We start from the raw sequence: 16116 nt of genomic DNA, 5'->3' as shown, positions 1-16116 counted from the left end.
TCTAGGTATTAAGTTTTAATTGTTATTTACTAATTCTTTTAGAAATTATAGCGCGTAAGCTGCTTATCATTTTTGCCATTTCAACTAAGTATTCTCGATTTGCTTCATTCACTTCTTGACTAATATAATTTCTTCGAGCTGCTTTTGCGCTGCAAGCAACACACTCGTGTATGCTGTGATAAGCATTACCAAGATAATTGAGAAATTGTTTATCTTTTCCTGCAGAACCCTCTGCTAAGTTAAAAGCAATAGAGTCCGCAGCTCTTCTATATTGGGAAGTCAATTCGAATCGCTCGTCTTTCGGAAAATCTTTTGTCTGTTGATTAACAACTTCTCCAAAATCCATTGCTTTTTGATAAACTTTAAAATCCTCAAATTTAAAATGATACTTGGACTCCTTCATTTCTTAACTATTTTTTCCTACTACCTACTACCTAACACCCATTACCTAAAACCTACCCCCTTTTTCCTTCATTTTCCTTAGCAACGGACTACATCTATATCGGTCTTCCCGGTAAATATCATAAAGCTGGTCCATTTGTTCTACACACCAATCAATTCCTTTTTCATTAGCCCATTTCAAAAGTCCTTTTGGATAGTTAACGCCTTTGGTCATGGCCAAATCAATATCTTTTGCAGTAGCAATATTCAAAAACAAGGCATCTGCAGCTTCATTGATTAACATAACTAACACACGATCGAAAATTTTCTTACCCATGTCCTGATCTTTTATTGGCGCCACTTTTATGGCAGTTTCACTATAATCATAAAATCCTTTTCCAGACTTTCGCCCTAAATAGCCAGCCTCCGCAAAACGCTTCTGAGTAAAGGAAGGTTTGTAACGCGGGTCATAGTAAAAAGCTTCAAAAACAGTTTCAGTGACGGTGTAATTGACATCATTACCAATGAAATCCATCAATTGAAATGGTCCCATTTTAAATCCTCCAAATTCCTTCATCGCCCAGTCTATCGTTGCAAAACCGGCCTCTCCTTCTGGCAATCCCGCAAAGCTTTCTTCATAAATTCTAAGGGCTTCTCCATAAAATGGCCGAGCCACTCTATTAACTATAAATCCTGGGGTATCTTTAGCCTTCACTGGTACTTTCTTCCAGCTTTCAATGGTAGAAAACACCTTATCAAAAACTTGCTGTGACGTTTGTACCGCTGGCACGATTTCGACCAAAGGCATTAAAGGGGCTGGATTAAAAAAGTGAACACCAATACATCGCTCTGGCTTCTCCAAAGCTGATGCAATGGATGCAATCGATAATGAAGACGTATTACTGGCTATTATCGCTTCATCACTTTGATAACTTTCGATTTCCTGAAACACCTTTTGCTTGACTTCCAGATTTTCAACAATGGCTTCAATTGTCAGATCTGCATCAGCAAGCGCTTTTAACCGTGCTACGTAAGTGATATTAGACTGAATCCGGTTTTTTTCTTTGTCATCAATTCTCCCTTTTTCAATCAACCGACTGAGAATTTTTTCCAAAGCTTGTTTGGCTTTCTCCAGCGCTTCTGTTTTTGTGTCGTAAAGTTTCACCGTGCACCCTGCAGTAGCTGCAACTTGAGCTATGCCGCTTCCCATGGTTCCGCTTCCTATTATTGCTACTTTCATAGTTGTAAATATTGAATATCGAATGATTAATACTGAATTATGAAGTTTTAACCCTCCAGTTTAATGTTATAATTAGTTTTTGAATGAAAAATTCTCATTTATTTTTTGTTCTGAAGTTTTAATACTTGTTACGAAAATAGCTATCAACTGATTATTTTCAACAATCAAATCATCTAATTTATTTAAGTCTTTAATCAGATTAGCCACTTTTTGTATTTTAAGATTTACCAACGATTCTCTTAATTCTTTTAAACACAAACGCATCTTATGAAGAAAATCTCTTGGAGATTGAGCACTTTGAGCCTCTCCGTAATTCAAAGCAGCTGAAGTTGTCAATCTAATTAATTGTTTAGCCAAATGCTCGGTAGCAAAGGATTTATTAATGCTACCACAAACAAGTATAATCTGAATTGAAAAACTAATCAACTGATTTTCAATATCATATTTGTACTTAGCCATTTTAATTAATTGATGCTGTTATTTTAAAAATTCGTTATTCAGTATTCTGTATTTACTTCCCTTTAAACTTCGGTTCCCTTTTCTCCATAAATGCGGAAACGCCTTCTTCATAATCTTCTGTATTGGCGGAGGCGATTTGGTATTCAGATTCTAAAGCCAGTTGTTCTTCGAGTGAATTATTAAAGGACTTGTTCAGCGCTTTTTTGGTATAAGCTAAAGCTTTGGTTGGCATTTTAGCGAGTTTCTCAGCTAGCTTCACTACTTCTTCTGCATAAGTTTCTGCTGAAAAATATTTATAAATCATACCCATACGTTCTGCCTCTACGGCGTCCACTTTGTCGCCTAGCATAGCTAAAGCGGAAGCTCTTTGAAAACCGATTAACCTCGGCAAAAAGAAGGTCCCAGCCGAATCTGGTATTAATCCAATTTTTGAAAAAGCCTGTATAAAACTAGCTTGTTCGTTGGCAACAACGATATCACAAGCCAAAGCAATATTTGCTCCTGCTCCAGCTGCAACACCATTCACAGCGGCAATGACTGGCTTTTCGATATTTCGAATTCTGGTAATGATCGGATTGTAATGGTCTTCTAAGATTTGCTTAAACCCTGGATGTTGTTCCGGGTCTGTTATTTCTTGTATGTCCTGACCAGCGCAAAAGGCTTTGCTTTCACCGGTTAGAACTATAGCCCTCACCTCATCATTTCGAATACAATCATCTAGTGTTTTTTGCAAAGCAAAAGCCATCTCACGATTAAAACTGTTGAATTTATTGGGTCTATTGAATTTAATGTAAGCGACTTGATTTTTTATGTTAAGTAATATACTGGAATCCATGACTTTATATTTTAAGTTATGTTTAAGTCGAAAAGTTACGAAATTGAGATGTAAATCCTCTTTGAAATAAGGTTAACTCAACTTAATGAATCAAATATTCTTGTTTGTTGAAAATCTTAAAAAAGAACTGATAGAGTAAGCCTCGGTTAGGGATTGAGGCATTTGTTGAAGCTCTTCCTGCCCCCAAAGCTTTGGAGGCAGGAAAGCGACTGCCGAAAGCCCGACCCCCAAAGCCTTGGGGGTAACCGCCAACTAAATCAAGCATTTAAAATAATCGAAGGTTTCTTCACAGTCTTCGCACTTAAACATGGCTTTGCAGGCAGTTGATGCAAATTGACTTACCAATTTTGTGTTTTTAGAATCGCACTGCGGACATGGAATGACGCGCTTATTGCCGAGGAGAGCCTCTTTATCTGAAGTCGCATCCACCGGTGGGGCAATGCCGTAGTCTTTGAGCGCTTTTTTGCCTTCATCGGTCATCCAGTCTGTCGTCCAGGCTGGGGATAAAATGAGTTTAACTTCTGGAGTATAGCCATGTTTCTTAAGCTCAGCTTTGATGTCATCGCCAATCACATCCATGGCAGGACATCCACTGTAAGTTGGGGTAATTTCAACTTTGGCAACTTGGTTAGGAAGCAATTTTGCAGAACGCACAACACCCAAATCGATAATAGACAAGACAGGAATCTCTGGATCGGGTACCGATTTCAGAATATCATGTAATTCAATATCTATGTCTGCTAGTTGAGTCATTTGCTTTATGAAATTTTGAATTTTAAATTGAAACACATCTCAAATCCAGATTACCACTTCATATCTGGGTAGGTGCGCTGCATGTACTGCATATCAGACAAAATGAAACCCATATGTTCAGTGTGAATTCCTTGCTTACCGCCTTTTTGAAAATAAGGGGTTTCGGGAATATCTAGTGTAGATCCTTTTATCAATGCTGTAATTTCGTTATAATAAGCTGACTTTAAAGGATTAGTATCAACACCATAGCCCGCTTCAGCAATTAATATGTCGTTGTCTGTCATTTGAAATAGCTCGTCAGTATAAACCCAAAGGTCGTTTACTGCTTGTTGAGCTTTAGCTTTACTCTCTTCGGTTCCGTCGCCTAAACGCTTGAGCCAATCTCCAGAAAATCGTTTATGATAAGAAACTTCTTTCAAACTTTTTTTAGCAATCGCTTGAAAGTTGACGTTTTTGGAATTTTCTAATTCTTTCAAAAGCATAAAATGAAACACATCAAAAAAATATTGTCTAACAATGACATAAGCAAAATCTGTATTGGGTTGCTCGACCAAAAGTACATTTTTATACTCTCGCTCTGTTCTCAAAAAAGCAACATCATCTTCAGTGAGATCTTTTGCAGAGAGCTCTGCCACATATTGATAATAACTTCTGGTTTGACCTAACAAATCCAAAGCAATATTTGTCATCGCGATGTCAGTTTCTAAAGTTGGACCGTGGCCGCAAAGCTCTGAGATTCGCTGACCTAAAATCAAGGAATTATCGGCTATGCCGTAGATGTATTGTATTAAATTCTCATTCGTCATTTCAATGTTTTTAAAAAAATATGAATCTTCTCGAATCACTTACATGTGCTCTATATCGTCTGGCAATTCATAAAAAGTGGGATGCCTGTAAGCTTTATCTGCAGCAGGCTCAAACATTTCGCCATTATCCTCTGGATTGGATGCTTTGATATTTTTGGATTCTACCACCCAGATGCTCACACCTTCGCTGCGGCGAGTGTAAACATCTCTTGCGTTTTTTAGCGCCATATCTGCATCGGGAGCGTGTAAACTACCGAAATGACGGTGTTCTAGTCCATTTTTACTTCTAACGAAAACTTCCCAAAGTGGCCAGTTTTTTTTTGACATTGAATTTTATTTAAAATTAAAGCTTTTTATACTGCTTCTTTTACTTCTTTATCAGCCTGCTTTTCAGCATAAGCAACGGCTGCATCTCTCACCCATTCTCCATTATTCCAGGCATTTTTCCTAGCTGAAATACGTTCTTTGTTACACATCCCGTGACCTTTAACGACTTGCCAAAACTCATCCCAATTGATTTCTCCAAAATCATAGTGACCAGTTTCATTGTTGTATTTCAGGTCTTTATCAGGCATTTTGAGACCTAAGATATCAGCTTGAGGTACTGTTTGATCAATAAATTGCTGACGCAATTCATCATTAGTTTTACGTTTCAATTTCCATTTCATGGATTGTGCTGTGTGTACAGATTCATCATCTGTAGGTCCAAGCATCATCAATGCTGGCCACCACCATCTATTCAATGCATCCTGAGCCATATCTTTTTGCTCTTGTGTTCCGTTGCAAAGTGTCATCATAATTTCATAACCCTGTCTTTGGTGGAAACTTTCTTCTTTACAAACTCTCACCATGGCTCTAGCATAGGGTCCAAAAGAAGTACTACATAAAGGAACCTGATTGATAATCGCAGCTCCATCCACTAACCAACCTATTGCTCCAATATCAGCCCAAGTCAAAGTAGGATAATTAAAAATACTCGAGTATTTAGCCTTTCCGGAATGCAACTGATCGTAGAGTTCTTCTCTAGAAATACCTAAAGTTTCGCAAGCTGAATAAAGATATAATCCGTGTCCTGCTTCGTCTTGGACTTTGGCCAAAAGCGCCACTTTCCGTCGCAAAGAAGGCGCTCTTGAGATCCAATTACCCTCTGGCAGCATCCCAACGATTTCTGAATGGGCATGCTGAGAAATCTGGCGAATGTGTGTTTTTCTGTATTTTTCTGGCATCCAGTCTTTAGGCTCAATCTTTTCATCACGAGCAATTTTCGCCTCAAAAATTTCTTCAAGGCTTCGGATTTGCTCATCATTTTCATTCATTTTCTCTCTAGTATTCATAGCATCCTAATTTTTTAAATTCGTAATTTATTCTACACATCAAAATCGACTGTCACTCGTTTAGATGTTGGTATAGCTTGACAGCTCAACACAAAATTTTGTTCAACTTCATCTTTTTCAAGAGCATAATTTACTTTCATTTCAACGTCACCCTCCATCAATTTACACTTGCAAGTACTGCAAACACCTCCTTTACAGGCAAATGGCAAATCAGCACCAGCGGCAAGAGCAGCATCCAAGATGTTTTCGTAATCTTTATTCATTATAAAATGAAACTCTTTCCCTCCATCTAAGATAGTAATTTCAGTACCATCTTCGCGTTTAGCCATGGCGGCTTCCGCTCTTTTTTTATCTTCTTCAGAAATCCCTGTTACAAATAATTCATAGTGAATTTGATTTTTGTTCAGACCTAAAGCGGTGAATTCATCTCGAATCATAAAAATCATCTGTTCAGGTCCACAAATAAATACATCGGTTACCTGATCAATATCAAATACTGAATTGGCGAGCAATTGAATTTTTTCTGGAGTAAATCTTCCGTTCAATAATTCTATATCACGCTGTTCTCTCGTAAGAAAATAAAAGATTTCAAATCTGCCGAAATATTTATTTCGGATTTGCTCAATTTCTTCTTTGAAGATAATGGATTTCGCATTCTTATTCAAGTAAAACAGCTTACAATTTGCATTAGGCTCTTTTGCTAGATGCGTTTTGATCATCGATAACACTGGTGTTATTCCACTTCCAGCGGCGAAAAATAGATACGTGTTTTCGATATCTTCCTTAATATCAACTCCAAAATCTCCACTCGGAGGCATTACTTCTATTATGTCATTAGCTTTCAGTTGCTGGTTCACGTAAGTAGAAAACTTTCCTTCAAAAATTTGCTTTACAGCCACCTTCCATTCATCATCCACTGGGCTAGAACAAAGCGAATACGATCTTCTTACATCTTCACCATTGATGTCTTTCTTTAAAGTTAGATGTTGACCTTGGTGGTATTTAAAATCAGACTTTAAGTCCTCTGGAACATCAAACGTTACTACAGAACAATCTTCTGTTTCCTTGTATACGTCTTTTACTTTTATCGGAAAAAACTTAGCCATTAATTATTAATTTATAATCAAAACTAACGATTGTTAGTTTATTTTTCGAAAAATTGGTGTTAAATTATTTAAGCTGATAAAAACTCTAGAAATTATAGGTGGTATTCCACTTTAGCTTCTATGGATGATTTACGCTTACCGTCGTGTAATGCTTCATCAAGTTTACCCATATAGAAAAAGCCTAAACAGGACTCTCCTTCATTGAAATCAAAAAAACCATCCACCTGATTTTTTAAATCTGGTGAGCTCCAGTAGCCGCCAATTCCAAGTGAACTTGACACTAACCACATATTTTGAACTGCCATAGCCACAGCAGAAATTTCTTCCCATTCTGGCGGCTTGCCTTTTGGACTTCTTTGCATGCAAATGACAATGACCGTATGAGAATGTTCAAATTTGGAAACGATCTTTTTTCTTTTGAAAGACGAAGGTTTGTCTTTCAGTTCTGCATTGGATTCAACCAGATAGTCTGCGAGTTTTAAGCGGCTTTCACCTTGAAGAACTTTGAATCGCCATGGCTCAGTGTTTTTATGATTGGGGGCCCAGTTGGCTGCTTCAAGAATTTGATCTAACTCAGATTTTGAAATCGGTTCAGAGTTAAATTGATTTGGAGAAATCGTCCTCCTCTGCTTTATAAGTTTTAAAATATCCATTGTCGATTTACTTTTTAAATACTTCTAAAATTGCTGATTTTATTCTGTCTCTATCATCATCAGTTAAGTTAGACCCTGAAGGCAAACAAAGTCCGTTTTCAAACAATGTTTCAGCGACATTACTTCCATAAAATGGATACTTTTCAAAAACAGGCTGCAAATGCATGGGTTTCCAAAGTGGTCGGCTTTCGATATTGTAGGTTTCAAGATGTAGGCGCACTTGTTCACGGTTTATTCCATTTGTTTGTTTCGGATCCACTGTGATTGCTGACAGCCAGTGATTACTGAAATAGTCATCCGATGGCTCAGTTAAAACTTCAACTCCATCAATTTCAGAAAAAATAGTTTTATAGAACTGATGCATTACTCGCCTTAAAGCAATATGCTTATCCAAGACTAGCATTTGTCCTCTTCCAATTCCCGCTGAAATATTACTCATCCTGTAATTAAATCCAATTTCAGAATGCTGATAATGCGGTGCCTGGTCTCTAGCCTGAGTTGAGTAAAAAACAGTTTTATCTTTTGATGCTTTATCCTTGCTTACTAGGGCTCCACCGCCAGAAGTCGTAATGATTTTATTGCCATTAAAAGATAAAGCTGCAAAATCACCAAAGGTGCCGCAAGATTTTGATTTATAAGTAGAACCCAAAGATTCCGCGGCATCTTCTATAATCGGAATATCATATTTTGAGGCGACTTCATGTACCTCATCTATCAAATACGGCATCCCATATAAATGAACTGCGATAATCGCTTTTGGTTTTTTGCTTTTAAAAATTCTATCTGTTATTGCTTTTTCAAGTGCTTTTGGACAGATATTCCAAGTTGTAGGCTCACTGTCTACAAAAATTGGAGTTGCTCCCTGATACATAACAGGATTGGCAGAACCACAAAATGTAAAACTCTGGCAAATCACTTCATCTCCGGCAGTCACACCCAACTGAACCAAAGCCAAATGAATTGCGGCCGTTCCACTGCTCAACACAGAAACTTCCTTGTTTTGTCCTATGTATTCCTGCAAATCAGATTCAAAACCGTTGACGTTTGGACCCAAAGGTGCAATCCAGTTTTCTTCAAATGCTTTATTGACAAATTCCTGTTCCTGACCACCCATATGTGGTGAGGATAACCATATTTTTGATAATTCTGAAGTCATTCAAATAAGATTAGTGATAGAAAGGTAAAAGTATTGTTTTAAAAAGTATTTTTATGTCAGTTGTGAATGAAACCTCTCGATAATACTCTAGATTTAACTTCACTTTTTGAGGAAATAAAACCGTGTCATTATAACTTATAGGATCTTCTTGTTGAGCTAAAAGCTTTTCTTCATTCACAAATTTCAAAGATGCATAACCTGTAATTCCTGGTTTTAGCTGAAGTATTAATCGATCATCACCTTTTAATTTATCATAATAACCAGGAATATCTGGCCTTGGTCCCACAAGACTCATCTTACCTTTTAGAACATTGAATAGTTGAGGCAACTCGTCTATTTTAGTTTTCCGAAGTAATTTCAAAAAGGAATGGGATTGACCGTTTTCCTTAATAGTTTTGAATTTATAAACAATAAAATATTCTCCAAATTGCCCTACCCTCTTTTGAAAAAAAATTGGATTGGATTTGTGGATCCATAAAAGTAAAATCCAAATTAAAATCAGAAATGGAATCGAAAGCAAAAGCCCAAAAAAGCTCAGAATAAAATCAAATATTGGCTTTACTACTTTTAAATACATGCGCCTAAAATAAACAAAGCTTTTTACAAATAACAAAGGCCTCAATATAAGATTGAAGCCTTTAATTCAAATATCTAAATTGAATTTAATTTTTTATAAAACGTCTTGTTGTGATTCCTTTTTCAGTTTTGATCTTGACTAAATACAATCCTGTATTTAATGCAGACACATCCAACTGAATTCCTTTTTCCGTAGTGATAAAATCTGAATTCAACTTTTGACCGAGCATCGAGTAGATTTCTACATCAGAAATTGAAGAGTTATTAACGCCGCCAAGATTTAAAAAATCAGTTGCTGGATTAGGGTAAATTCTCACAGAATTTACCAAATAATCATCCTGTCCCAATGTTACTGGAGTCAACATCAATTGGAATCTAGATTGATCATCACTACCCTCAATAGAGCTATCTACAGTAAAATTGTAGGAAAAGTCATCAGTGACTTCGATTTCTTCCTGAAGGTAATTGTCAATCAAAATTAGCTTTTTGTCTTCTGGCAAATAGTCAGAATAGAAAGCTAGTGTGTACTCGTTTTGTTTAAAATTAGCCATAGCCAATTGGATCTTCTCGTCGTTTTCGGGAAAATTCCTTTTATCTATCGACAAAATCTTCTCATTGAATATCACCATATTTTCTCCCGGATTGATCAATTTGTCAGCATCTTCATCTGAAGGTGAAGTTGTAAATTCATCTGAAAACCTCAAACCAACAGCGTCAGCTTCCATGGATCCATTGACAAAATCCTGAGCTTTATAAAGTCTAATATTTATATAAGCCAATTCAGAAGTCGATAGAATTTCTGGTTGTAGTTCGCTAGAAACGATAGCGTTTGGTGAAAACGTCAAACTTGGAGCGCCAGTGAGAGTTTCAATATTTTTCACAAAAAAGGACTGACCTGGAATTAAAAACTTACTAGCATCTGAAGATGAAGGGTTTGGAGCAGAACCATCTAAAGCTACATTGAGGTAACCTCCATTGCCATTATCCCCAGCTATTTGAGCATCCCATACATAAATAAACTCAGTAAGATCTGAAGTTGCAACCTTTGTAAAATCCACTACAGCCTGATAAGGATTGGCTACAAAACTAAATTTATCCGCAAGTGGTGACAAAGCTGGAAGTTGATTTCCCGTCGTTAATTCTCCTGAAAGCATATTTCCTTTGGATATTAAAGTTGTTACTGATGGTCCAGATTGATTATCTGATAAATCAACTTCTTCCCTATCTCCTCTTACCAAAATCCTATAAGGCTTCCCAGCTTGAAGGATATCATTGGTAGAAGTAACGGCTTCCCAGGCAGCTCCATTTGCAGTAGTTGTTACTTGATTGTCATAAACAAATAATCAAGGATTGTCAGTGGTGGTCTCATCAAAACCATTGTTTGCACCTCCTTCTCCAGTAATATGAGTTCCTTGTTGCCAGGATGCTGCAAAGGATTGTCCTCCAACTGGAGAGGTTAAGAAGCGAAATGCACGCTTTGCTGGGATATAACGCTCTACTGTGATTTCTCCGATTAGGTTTGAACTTGTAGCATGAACAAGTTGTGCGCTTCTTGAAGCATCACTTTTGAAAATTAAGTCGCCATCTACTGTTAAATCTCCAGAAATTTCTAAGGTAGAGTTAGAATTTACTTGTAGGCTTGAAGAAGTTGTAATGGTGACATACTTTGACTGTGTGTTATCAGTGATAGTTGCAACACCACTTTGTACATTAATATTGTCTACTAAACGTGAAACACCAGAAGGGTCTTGCGGTGACCATGTGTTATTGAATGTGTAATCAATTGAGGATGGATTTACAATTAATTGAATATCATCAATAGCAATTTCGTCACGATTAGAACTTCCCGAAATGTCATTAGAAGTCCATTTTAAGTACATTATACCATCATCAGCTAAATTAAGACCAGAAATAACTGTATATTTTTCTCTTTTACTCCACACCGGACTTGGATCAGCAGATTCAGTGGTGGCGAAATCGAGTGAAGCCACGTCAGTATAATTGACATTATCAGCAGAATAACTAAAATTGAATGAGTTTGATCTTGGCTGATCATTCAAAACAAAAATCTTGTAGCTTAAAATTAAATCAGTTATCGTTCCTCCAGTTTTGTTTTGAAATCTAAGTATAATACTTCCAGGCGTGAAATCGGATCCACCAGGCTGAACCCCTAGAGCTCTATTTCCAGTAGCTATATCAAAAGCATAAACACCGCCAGTGTTTACTACCCCTGGATTTGTTCCTCTTGCAAAGTCAGCTGAATTATTGTTGTCACCAAAAGCTAAGCTCCCATCACTCATGCCAGTCATTGTAATAGCATTGGAGTTTAATTGACCAGCTGAAGGTGACGGGGCAAAACCAGTACCATCGAATTGTCCATTATTAACTCCGGCAACTGTGTTATCAAAATCGATAGTAAAAGGAGTATCAACTTGGTCTATTTGCCAGCCGGTTTGACCGTAAATAGTTGAGACCATCAACAAAGCAAAAAAAACTAAAAATGTTTTAAGTAAAGTTGTTTTCATAAATAATTGATTTGGAATAAAATGTAGAATCAAAACTACAAATTTAACTTATCAAAACACAAATCAGAGATCATTAAAATATCAATTTATGGCAAAAAATACGACTTAGTTTATAATGCCACGGAGAAGTATCTCTGTTATATCATTTTTTAGTTGTTGTCCATCAATACCACTTCGTTTTCTATACCAGGAGTGCAAAGTTCTGAGCGTAGACAGGAGTGAAAACAAAATAACTTCAGCGTTTTTAGATTTTAATTCTCCATTTTCCACACCTTCAGAAATAATTTTTCGCAGATCTTCTTCATAAGCATTTCGAAGTTGTAAAAAAGTTTGGTGATGTTCTCCTTCCAGGTGAACCCAATCATTATTTACAATAGCGATTGCTTCAGGATTTCGTAAAGTAATATCAATATGGTGATTGATCACTGCTTCCAAACGGGTTTTAGCATCCACTTCCAGTTGTTTTACCAACTCCATTTCATCAGTAAAATAATGAGCCACTCCAAGAATAATTTCAGCTAAAATTTCTTCTTTAGAACTGATATGATTATAAAGGCTTGCCGCTTTGAAGTCCATAGCTTTAGCCAAATCCCGCATACTTACGGATTTATAGCCACGTTCTCTAAACAGGGTTTTAGCGAATTTTATAATTTCCTGTCTTCGGGTCATAATTTCGGAAATCTCATAAAAGGATATTTCTCAGTCAATTCCTTTTTGAATTTATATTGATAAGCTTTAAGTTTTTCAAAAGCTTCTCCTTTACTTTCAGATTGTCGGTGAGCTAAAGATTTTTGGAGTTTCTCCACTTTAGTCATGTCAGCATAAATAGCTTGGGGAATAAAATTCGTTTTGAATCTTTCCCAAATTAAATCTACGGCTAATGTGCTAGGGTGAATCAAATCCCGGTCATAAAATCGGTAATCCCTCAATTCATCCATCATTAACTCGTAAGAAGGAAAATAAGTAGAATTTGGTTCTTTCTCTAAAACTTGATGCAAAGCTACCAAAAGATGGGCTTTGCTTCTCTGATTTTCGACAATACCATCTTTAATATGTCTCACTGGAGACACCGTAAAAATAAAATTGACTTCGGAATTAGCTTTCCGACATAATTTTATGAGCCGCGTCAATATGTCTTGATGATCTATAACTGAAGTTAATTGCTTTTCAAACTCATGCTGAGGAACTTTATGGCAGTTGGCAACCAACTGACCTGATGTCAAATGCTTATAGACAAATGAAGTTCCAAGTGTAATTATAATATGAGTTGATTTTTTTATAGCTTTTTTTAAATCTTCTTTTGCCGAATTTAATACTGCTAAAGTTTCAGTTTCAGAAATCCTACTTAACCTGGAGTGCGAGTAAAACGACTGCCACTTTTCATTAAAAAGAAAAACATCATCACTTGTAAACATTTCATCGCTTAAAGACTTCTCAACCACATTCAAAATCGCTTGTGGATGGAACAGGATTCCAAAAGGATTGCTTGTGTATCTAAACTTATAGTAATCTAATTTCTTACTGATGTGTTCTGCAAAACAAGACCCCAAACACATAACTTTCGAGTTGTAGTCTACAGGATTATCAAAAAGGTTTACAGTTACTTCAGTAGTCAATTTCATACTAGCCAGCGGTTTTGTTTTGCTCTGCTATGGTTTTTGCTTCTTGAAGAGCTTTTGGAATTCCTTCAGGATTTTTTCCTCCAGCTGTTGCAAAAAAGGCTTGACCACCACCACCGCCCTGTATGTGCTTACCCAAAGATTTTATAATTTTTCCAGCATTCCAGCCATCTGTATCGACTAGTGATTTTGAAATATAGCAAGCAAGCAAAGCTTTACCATTTGCTTCGGCTCCCAAAACAATAAAAACATGGTCTTGTTCACCTCCTATCTGAAAAGCTAAATCCTTCATCGCTCCCGCGTCCAAATCTACTTTGTGAGCAACAAAATTGAAACCGTTGATTTGCTTCAGTTGAGATTGAAGTTCAGCTTTAATTTGCTTTAATTTCAGTTGATTTAATTGCTCGACTTCTCGCTTCAACTGCTGGTTCTCATCTTGGAGAGATTCTACTGACTTTAATATATCCTGCGGTTGATTCAGAATAGATTTTACTGAATCCAAAAGTTGAGATTCTTTGGTTAAAAAGGTTTTTGCAGCTTCAGAAGTAATCGCTTCAATGCGGCGAATTCCAGAAGCCACAGAAGATTCATTTTTGATGATAAAATGCCAAAGTTTTGCTGTATTGTTGACATGAGTTCCTCCACATAATTCCATAGAATTTCCAAACTGTACCATTCTTACTTTATCGCCATATTTCTCACCGAAGAGAGCAATCGCTCCTTTTTCAATAGCTTTATCGTAGGAAATTTCTCGTTCCTCTTCAAAAGCAATTGATTCTTCAATTCTGGCGTTTACCAGATATTCTACAGCATTAAGTTCTTGTTCGGTTAATTTGGAGAAATGGGAGAAATCAAATCTCAAATAGTCTGAATTTACCATAGAGCCTTTCTGCTCCACATGAGTTCCGAGAACTTCTCGCAATGCCTGATGAAGCAAATGAGTAGCCGTATGGTTGGCAGCCGTTTTTTGCCTCAGAGCAACATTAACTACTGCTTTAAATTCCTCATTTAAAGATGACGGCAAAGTCTTGGAAAAATGAATGATTTGGTTGTTTTCCTTTTTGGTATCAAGAATATATACCTTGTTACCATCATTGGATTCTATACAACCTTTGTCACCAACTTGGCCTCCACCCTCAGGGTAAAATGGAGTCTTATCAAATACCAACTGATACTGTTCTCCGTCTTTTTTGGAAGTAACTTTTCTATATTTTACGAGCTTTACTTTAGCTTCAGTCTGGTCGTATCCTATAAATTCACTGCTGTTTTCCTGAAGTAACTCTACCCAATCTTCAGAACTTGTTTGCGCAGCATCTTTGGATCTTTTCTTCTGTTTTGCCAGCTCTTTTTGAAATGCTTCGAAGTCTAATTTATAGCCCTTTTCACTTAAAATCAGACTGGTTAAATCGATAGGGAAACCAAATGTATCGTAGAGCTCAAAAGCCTTTTCGCCACTGATGGTTTTGGAAGCAGATTCTTTCATCAGGTTATCAAGCAGACCGAGACCTTGTTCCAAAGTTTTCAAAAAGGATTTTTCCTCTTCGCGAATTACGTTTTTGCAAAGCTCAGCTTGAGATTGTATTTCTGGAAAAGCTTCGCCCATCTGTTTGGACAACACATCTACAAGTTGATAAATGAATGCTGTTTTCGCATTCAAAAAAGTAAATCCATAACGAATGGCTCGTCGCAAAATCCTACGAATTACATAACCTGCGCCTGTATTACTAGGCAATTGACCATCAGCAATGGCAAATGCTACCGCTCTGACGTGGTCTGCAATCACTCTTATGGCGATATCAATCTCTTCTGATTCACCATAAAATTTATTTGTGACACTTTCTATTTCTTTAATAATTGGTGTAAATACATCTGTATCATAATTGGAAGTTTTATCCTGCATCACCATACACAGACGTTCAAAACCCATGCCTGTGTCTATGTGCTTTGAAGGAAGCATTTCCAAACTTCCGTTTGCTTTACGATTGTATTGAATAAAAACTAAATTCCAGATTTCCACCACTTGAGGATGATCTTGGTTCACGAGATTTTTACCTAGAGTTTCAGCTTTTTCTTTATCAGACCTTATATCAACGTGAATTTCGGAAGCAGGACCACAGGGACCCTGGTCTCCCATCTCCCAAAAGTTATCCTTTTTATTGCCGAGAAGAATCTTGTCCTCATCAACTAGGGCTTTCCAAAATTCATAAGCCTCAGTATCCTTCTGAAGCTCGTCCGCTTCATCTCCTTCGAAAATAGTGACGTACAAGTTTTTCTTATCAATTTTAAGAACTTCTGTCAAAAACTCCCAAGCCCACTCTATAGCTTCTTTTTTAAAATAATCTCCAAAACTCCAGTTTCCCACCATCTCAAACATCGTGTGGTGATAGGTGTCTTTTCCTACTTCTTCAAGATCGTTATGTTTTCCACTTACGCGTAGACACTTTTGAGAGTTAGTTACTCTTTTGGAACTCGGTTCAGAATTACCTAAAAAATAAGGTTTAAATTGATTCATCCCCGCATTAGTAAACATAAGCGTTGGATCTTCCTTTAAAACAATTGGTGCAGAATCTACAATAGTGTGAGATTTGCTTTCAAAAAATTCTAAAAATTGACGTCGAAGAAGTATTGATTTCATAAAGTCTGAACTGAATTTATTTTAAAGTGTTTCAATTT

The 16116-nt window shown here is 36.8% G+C and carries 18 protein-coding genes; all 18 read right to left on the bottom strand.

What is annotated here, in order from left to right:
• Positions 1-22 precede the first annotated feature (22 nt).
• On the bottom strand, positions 23-403 hold the full coding sequence (locus LB449_RS03155) for a four helix bundle protein (RefSeq protein ID WP_224453608.1): 381 nt from the start codon (positions 401-403) through the stop codon (positions 23-25).
• A 45-nt stretch (positions 404-448) separates the two neighbouring features.
• The gene (locus LB449_RS03150; protein WP_224453607.1) at positions 449-1621 is read right to left on the bottom strand and encodes a 3-hydroxyacyl-CoA dehydrogenase NAD-binding domain-containing protein; all 1173 of its coding nucleotides are present in this window, start codon (positions 1619-1621) and stop codon (positions 449-451) included.
• 72 nt (positions 1622-1693) lie between these two features.
• Complete coding sequence (locus tag LB449_RS03145; protein WP_224453606.1) at positions 1694-2080, bottom strand: four helix bundle protein; 387 nt, start codon at positions 2078-2080, stop codon at positions 1694-1696.
• A 52-nt stretch (positions 2081-2132) separates the two neighbouring features.
• On the bottom strand, positions 2133-2915 hold the full coding sequence (locus LB449_RS03140) for an enoyl-CoA hydratase-related protein (RefSeq protein ID WP_224453605.1): 783 nt from the start codon (positions 2913-2915) through the stop codon (positions 2133-2135).
• A gap of 82 nt (positions 2916-2997) precedes the next feature.
• Entirely contained in the window at positions 2998-3180 is a 183-nt protein-coding gene (locus LB449_RS03135; RefSeq protein ID WP_224453604.1) for a hypothetical protein, read from the bottom strand.
• Positions 3168-3668, bottom strand: coding sequence for a 1,2-phenylacetyl-CoA epoxidase subunit PaaD (paaD, locus tag LB449_RS03130; protein WP_224453603.1), 501 nt, complete (start codon positions 3666-3668; stop codon positions 3168-3170). The genes LB449_RS03135 and paaD overlap by 13 nt, the downstream gene beginning before the upstream one ends.
• Positions 3669-3718: 50 nt before the next feature.
• Positions 3719-4474, bottom strand: a complete 756-nt coding sequence (paaC, locus tag LB449_RS03125; RefSeq protein ID WP_224453602.1) for a 1,2-phenylacetyl-CoA epoxidase subunit PaaC — start codon at positions 4472-4474, stop codon at positions 3719-3721.
• A gap of 39 nt (positions 4475-4513) precedes the next feature.
• A complete protein-coding gene (gene paaB, locus LB449_RS03120) occupies positions 4514-4801 on the bottom strand; it encodes a 1,2-phenylacetyl-CoA epoxidase subunit PaaB (protein ID WP_224453601.1) in 288 nt (95 codons plus the stop codon).
• Positions 4802-4827: 26 nt separating this feature from the next.
• Positions 4828-5808, bottom strand: coding sequence for a 1,2-phenylacetyl-CoA epoxidase subunit PaaA (gene paaA / locus LB449_RS03115; protein WP_224453600.1), 981 nt, complete (start codon positions 5806-5808; stop codon positions 4828-4830).
• A gap of 32 nt (positions 5809-5840) precedes the next feature.
• Entirely contained in the window at positions 5841-6914 is a 1074-nt protein-coding gene (locus tag LB449_RS03110; protein ID WP_224453599.1) for a 2Fe-2S iron-sulfur cluster-binding protein, read from the bottom strand.
• 92 nt (positions 6915-7006) lie between these two features.
• A complete protein-coding gene (locus tag LB449_RS03105; RefSeq protein WP_224453598.1) occupies positions 7007-7567 on the bottom strand; it encodes a nitroreductase family protein in 561 nt (186 codons plus the stop codon).
• A gap of 7 nt (positions 7568-7574) precedes the next feature.
• Positions 7575-8723, bottom strand: coding sequence for a DegT/DnrJ/EryC1/StrS family aminotransferase (locus LB449_RS03100; protein WP_224453597.1), 1149 nt, complete (start codon positions 8721-8723; stop codon positions 7575-7577).
• 10 nt (positions 8724-8733) lie between these two features.
• A complete protein-coding gene (locus tag LB449_RS03095; RefSeq protein ID WP_224453596.1) occupies positions 8734-9300 on the bottom strand; it encodes a sugar transferase in 567 nt (188 codons plus the stop codon).
• 85 nt (positions 9301-9385) lie between these two features.
• Entirely contained in the window at positions 9386-10537 is a 1152-nt protein-coding gene (locus LB449_RS03090) for a T9SS type A sorting domain-containing protein (RefSeq protein ID WP_224453595.1), read from the bottom strand.
• A gap of 105 nt (positions 10538-10642) precedes the next feature.
• On the bottom strand, positions 10643-11824 hold the full coding sequence (locus tag LB449_RS03085) for a hypothetical protein (protein WP_224453594.1): 1182 nt from the start codon (positions 11822-11824) through the stop codon (positions 10643-10645).
• Between the two features lie 105 nt (positions 11825-11929).
• Positions 11930-12493: a TetR/AcrR family transcriptional regulator gene (locus LB449_RS03080; protein WP_224453593.1), complete on the bottom strand. Its 564-nt coding sequence runs from the start codon at positions 12491-12493 to the stop codon at positions 11930-11932.
• A complete protein-coding gene (locus tag LB449_RS03075) occupies positions 12490-13446 on the bottom strand; it encodes a GSCFA domain-containing protein (RefSeq protein ID WP_224453592.1) in 957 nt (318 codons plus the stop codon). Before LB449_RS03075 ends, LB449_RS03080 begins: the two co-directional genes overlap by 4 nt.
• 1 nt (position 13447) lies before the next feature.
• Entirely contained in the window at positions 13448-16078 is a 2631-nt protein-coding gene (alaS, locus tag LB449_RS03070) for an alanine--tRNA ligase (RefSeq protein WP_224453591.1), read from the bottom strand.
• Between the last annotated feature and the right edge of the window lie 38 nt (positions 16079-16116).

Source organism: Psychroflexus lacisalsi, assembly GCF_020164495.1.
Taxonomy (GTDB): Bacteria; Bacteroidota; Bacteroidia; order Flavobacteriales; family Flavobacteriaceae; genus Psychroflexus; species Psychroflexus lacisalsi.
Note: the sequence above shows the minus strand (reverse complement) of the source record. Positions and strands in the feature narration are given on the sequence as shown.

Bases quoted from the DNA above. Each gene is read 5' to 3' on its own strand.
- LB449_RS03085 (WP_224453594.1), bottom strand. From the start codon at position 11,824: ATGAAAACAACTTTACTTAAAACATTTTTAGTTTTTTTTGCTTTGTTG.
- LB449_RS03105 (WP_224453598.1), bottom strand. From the start codon at position 7,567: ATGGATATTTTAAAACTTATAAAGCAGAGGAGGACGATTTCTCCAAAT.
- LB449_RS03095 (WP_224453596.1), bottom strand. From the start codon at position 9,300: ATGTATTTAAAAGTAGTAAAGCCAATATTTGATTTTATTCTGAGCTTT.
- LB449_RS03140 (WP_224453605.1), bottom strand. From the start codon at position 2,915: ATGGATTCCAGTATATTACTTAACATAAAAAATCAAGTCGCTTACATT.
- LB449_RS03150 (WP_224453607.1), bottom strand. From the start codon at position 1,621: ATGAAAGTAGCAATAATAGGAAGCGGAACCATGGGAAGCGGCATAGCT.
- alaS (WP_224453591.1), bottom strand. From the start codon at position 16,078: ATGAAATCAATACTTCTTCGACGTCAATTTTTAGAATTTTTTGAAAGC.
- LB449_RS03100 (WP_224453597.1), bottom strand. From the start codon at position 8,723: ATGACTTCAGAATTATCAAAAATATGGTTATCCTCACCACATATGGGT.
- paaB (WP_224453601.1), bottom strand. From the start codon at position 4,801: ATGTCAAAAAAAAACTGGCCACTTTGGGAAGTTTTCGTTAGAAGTAAA.
- LB449_RS03155 (WP_224453608.1), bottom strand. From the start codon at position 403: ATGAAGGAGTCCAAGTATCATTTTAAATTTGAGGATTTTAAAGTTTAT.
- paaD (WP_224453603.1), bottom strand. From the start codon at position 3,668: ATGACTCAACTAGCAGACATAGATATTGAATTACATGATATTCTGAAA.
- paaA (WP_224453600.1), bottom strand. From the start codon at position 5,808: ATGAATACTAGAGAGAAAATGAATGAAAATGATGAGCAAATCCGAAGC.
- LB449_RS03075 (WP_224453592.1), bottom strand. From the start codon at position 13,446: ATGAAATTGACTACTGAAGTAACTGTAAACCTTTTTGATAATCCTGTA.
- paaC (WP_224453602.1), bottom strand. From the start codon at position 4,474: ATGACGAATGAGAATTTAATACAATACATCTACGGCATAGCCGATAAT.
- LB449_RS03135 (WP_224453604.1), bottom strand. From the start codon at position 3,180: ATGCTTGATTTAGTTGGCGGTTACCCCCAAGGCTTTGGGGGTCGGGCT.
- LB449_RS03110 (WP_224453599.1), bottom strand. From the start codon at position 6,914: ATGGCTAAGTTTTTTCCGATAAAAGTAAAAGACGTATACAAGGAAACA.
- LB449_RS03145 (WP_224453606.1), bottom strand. From the start codon at position 2,080: ATGGCTAAGTACAAATATGATATTGAAAATCAGTTGATTAGTTTTTCA.
- LB449_RS03080 (WP_224453593.1), bottom strand. From the start codon at position 12,493: ATGACCCGAAGACAGGAAATTATAAAATTCGCTAAAACCCTGTTTAGA.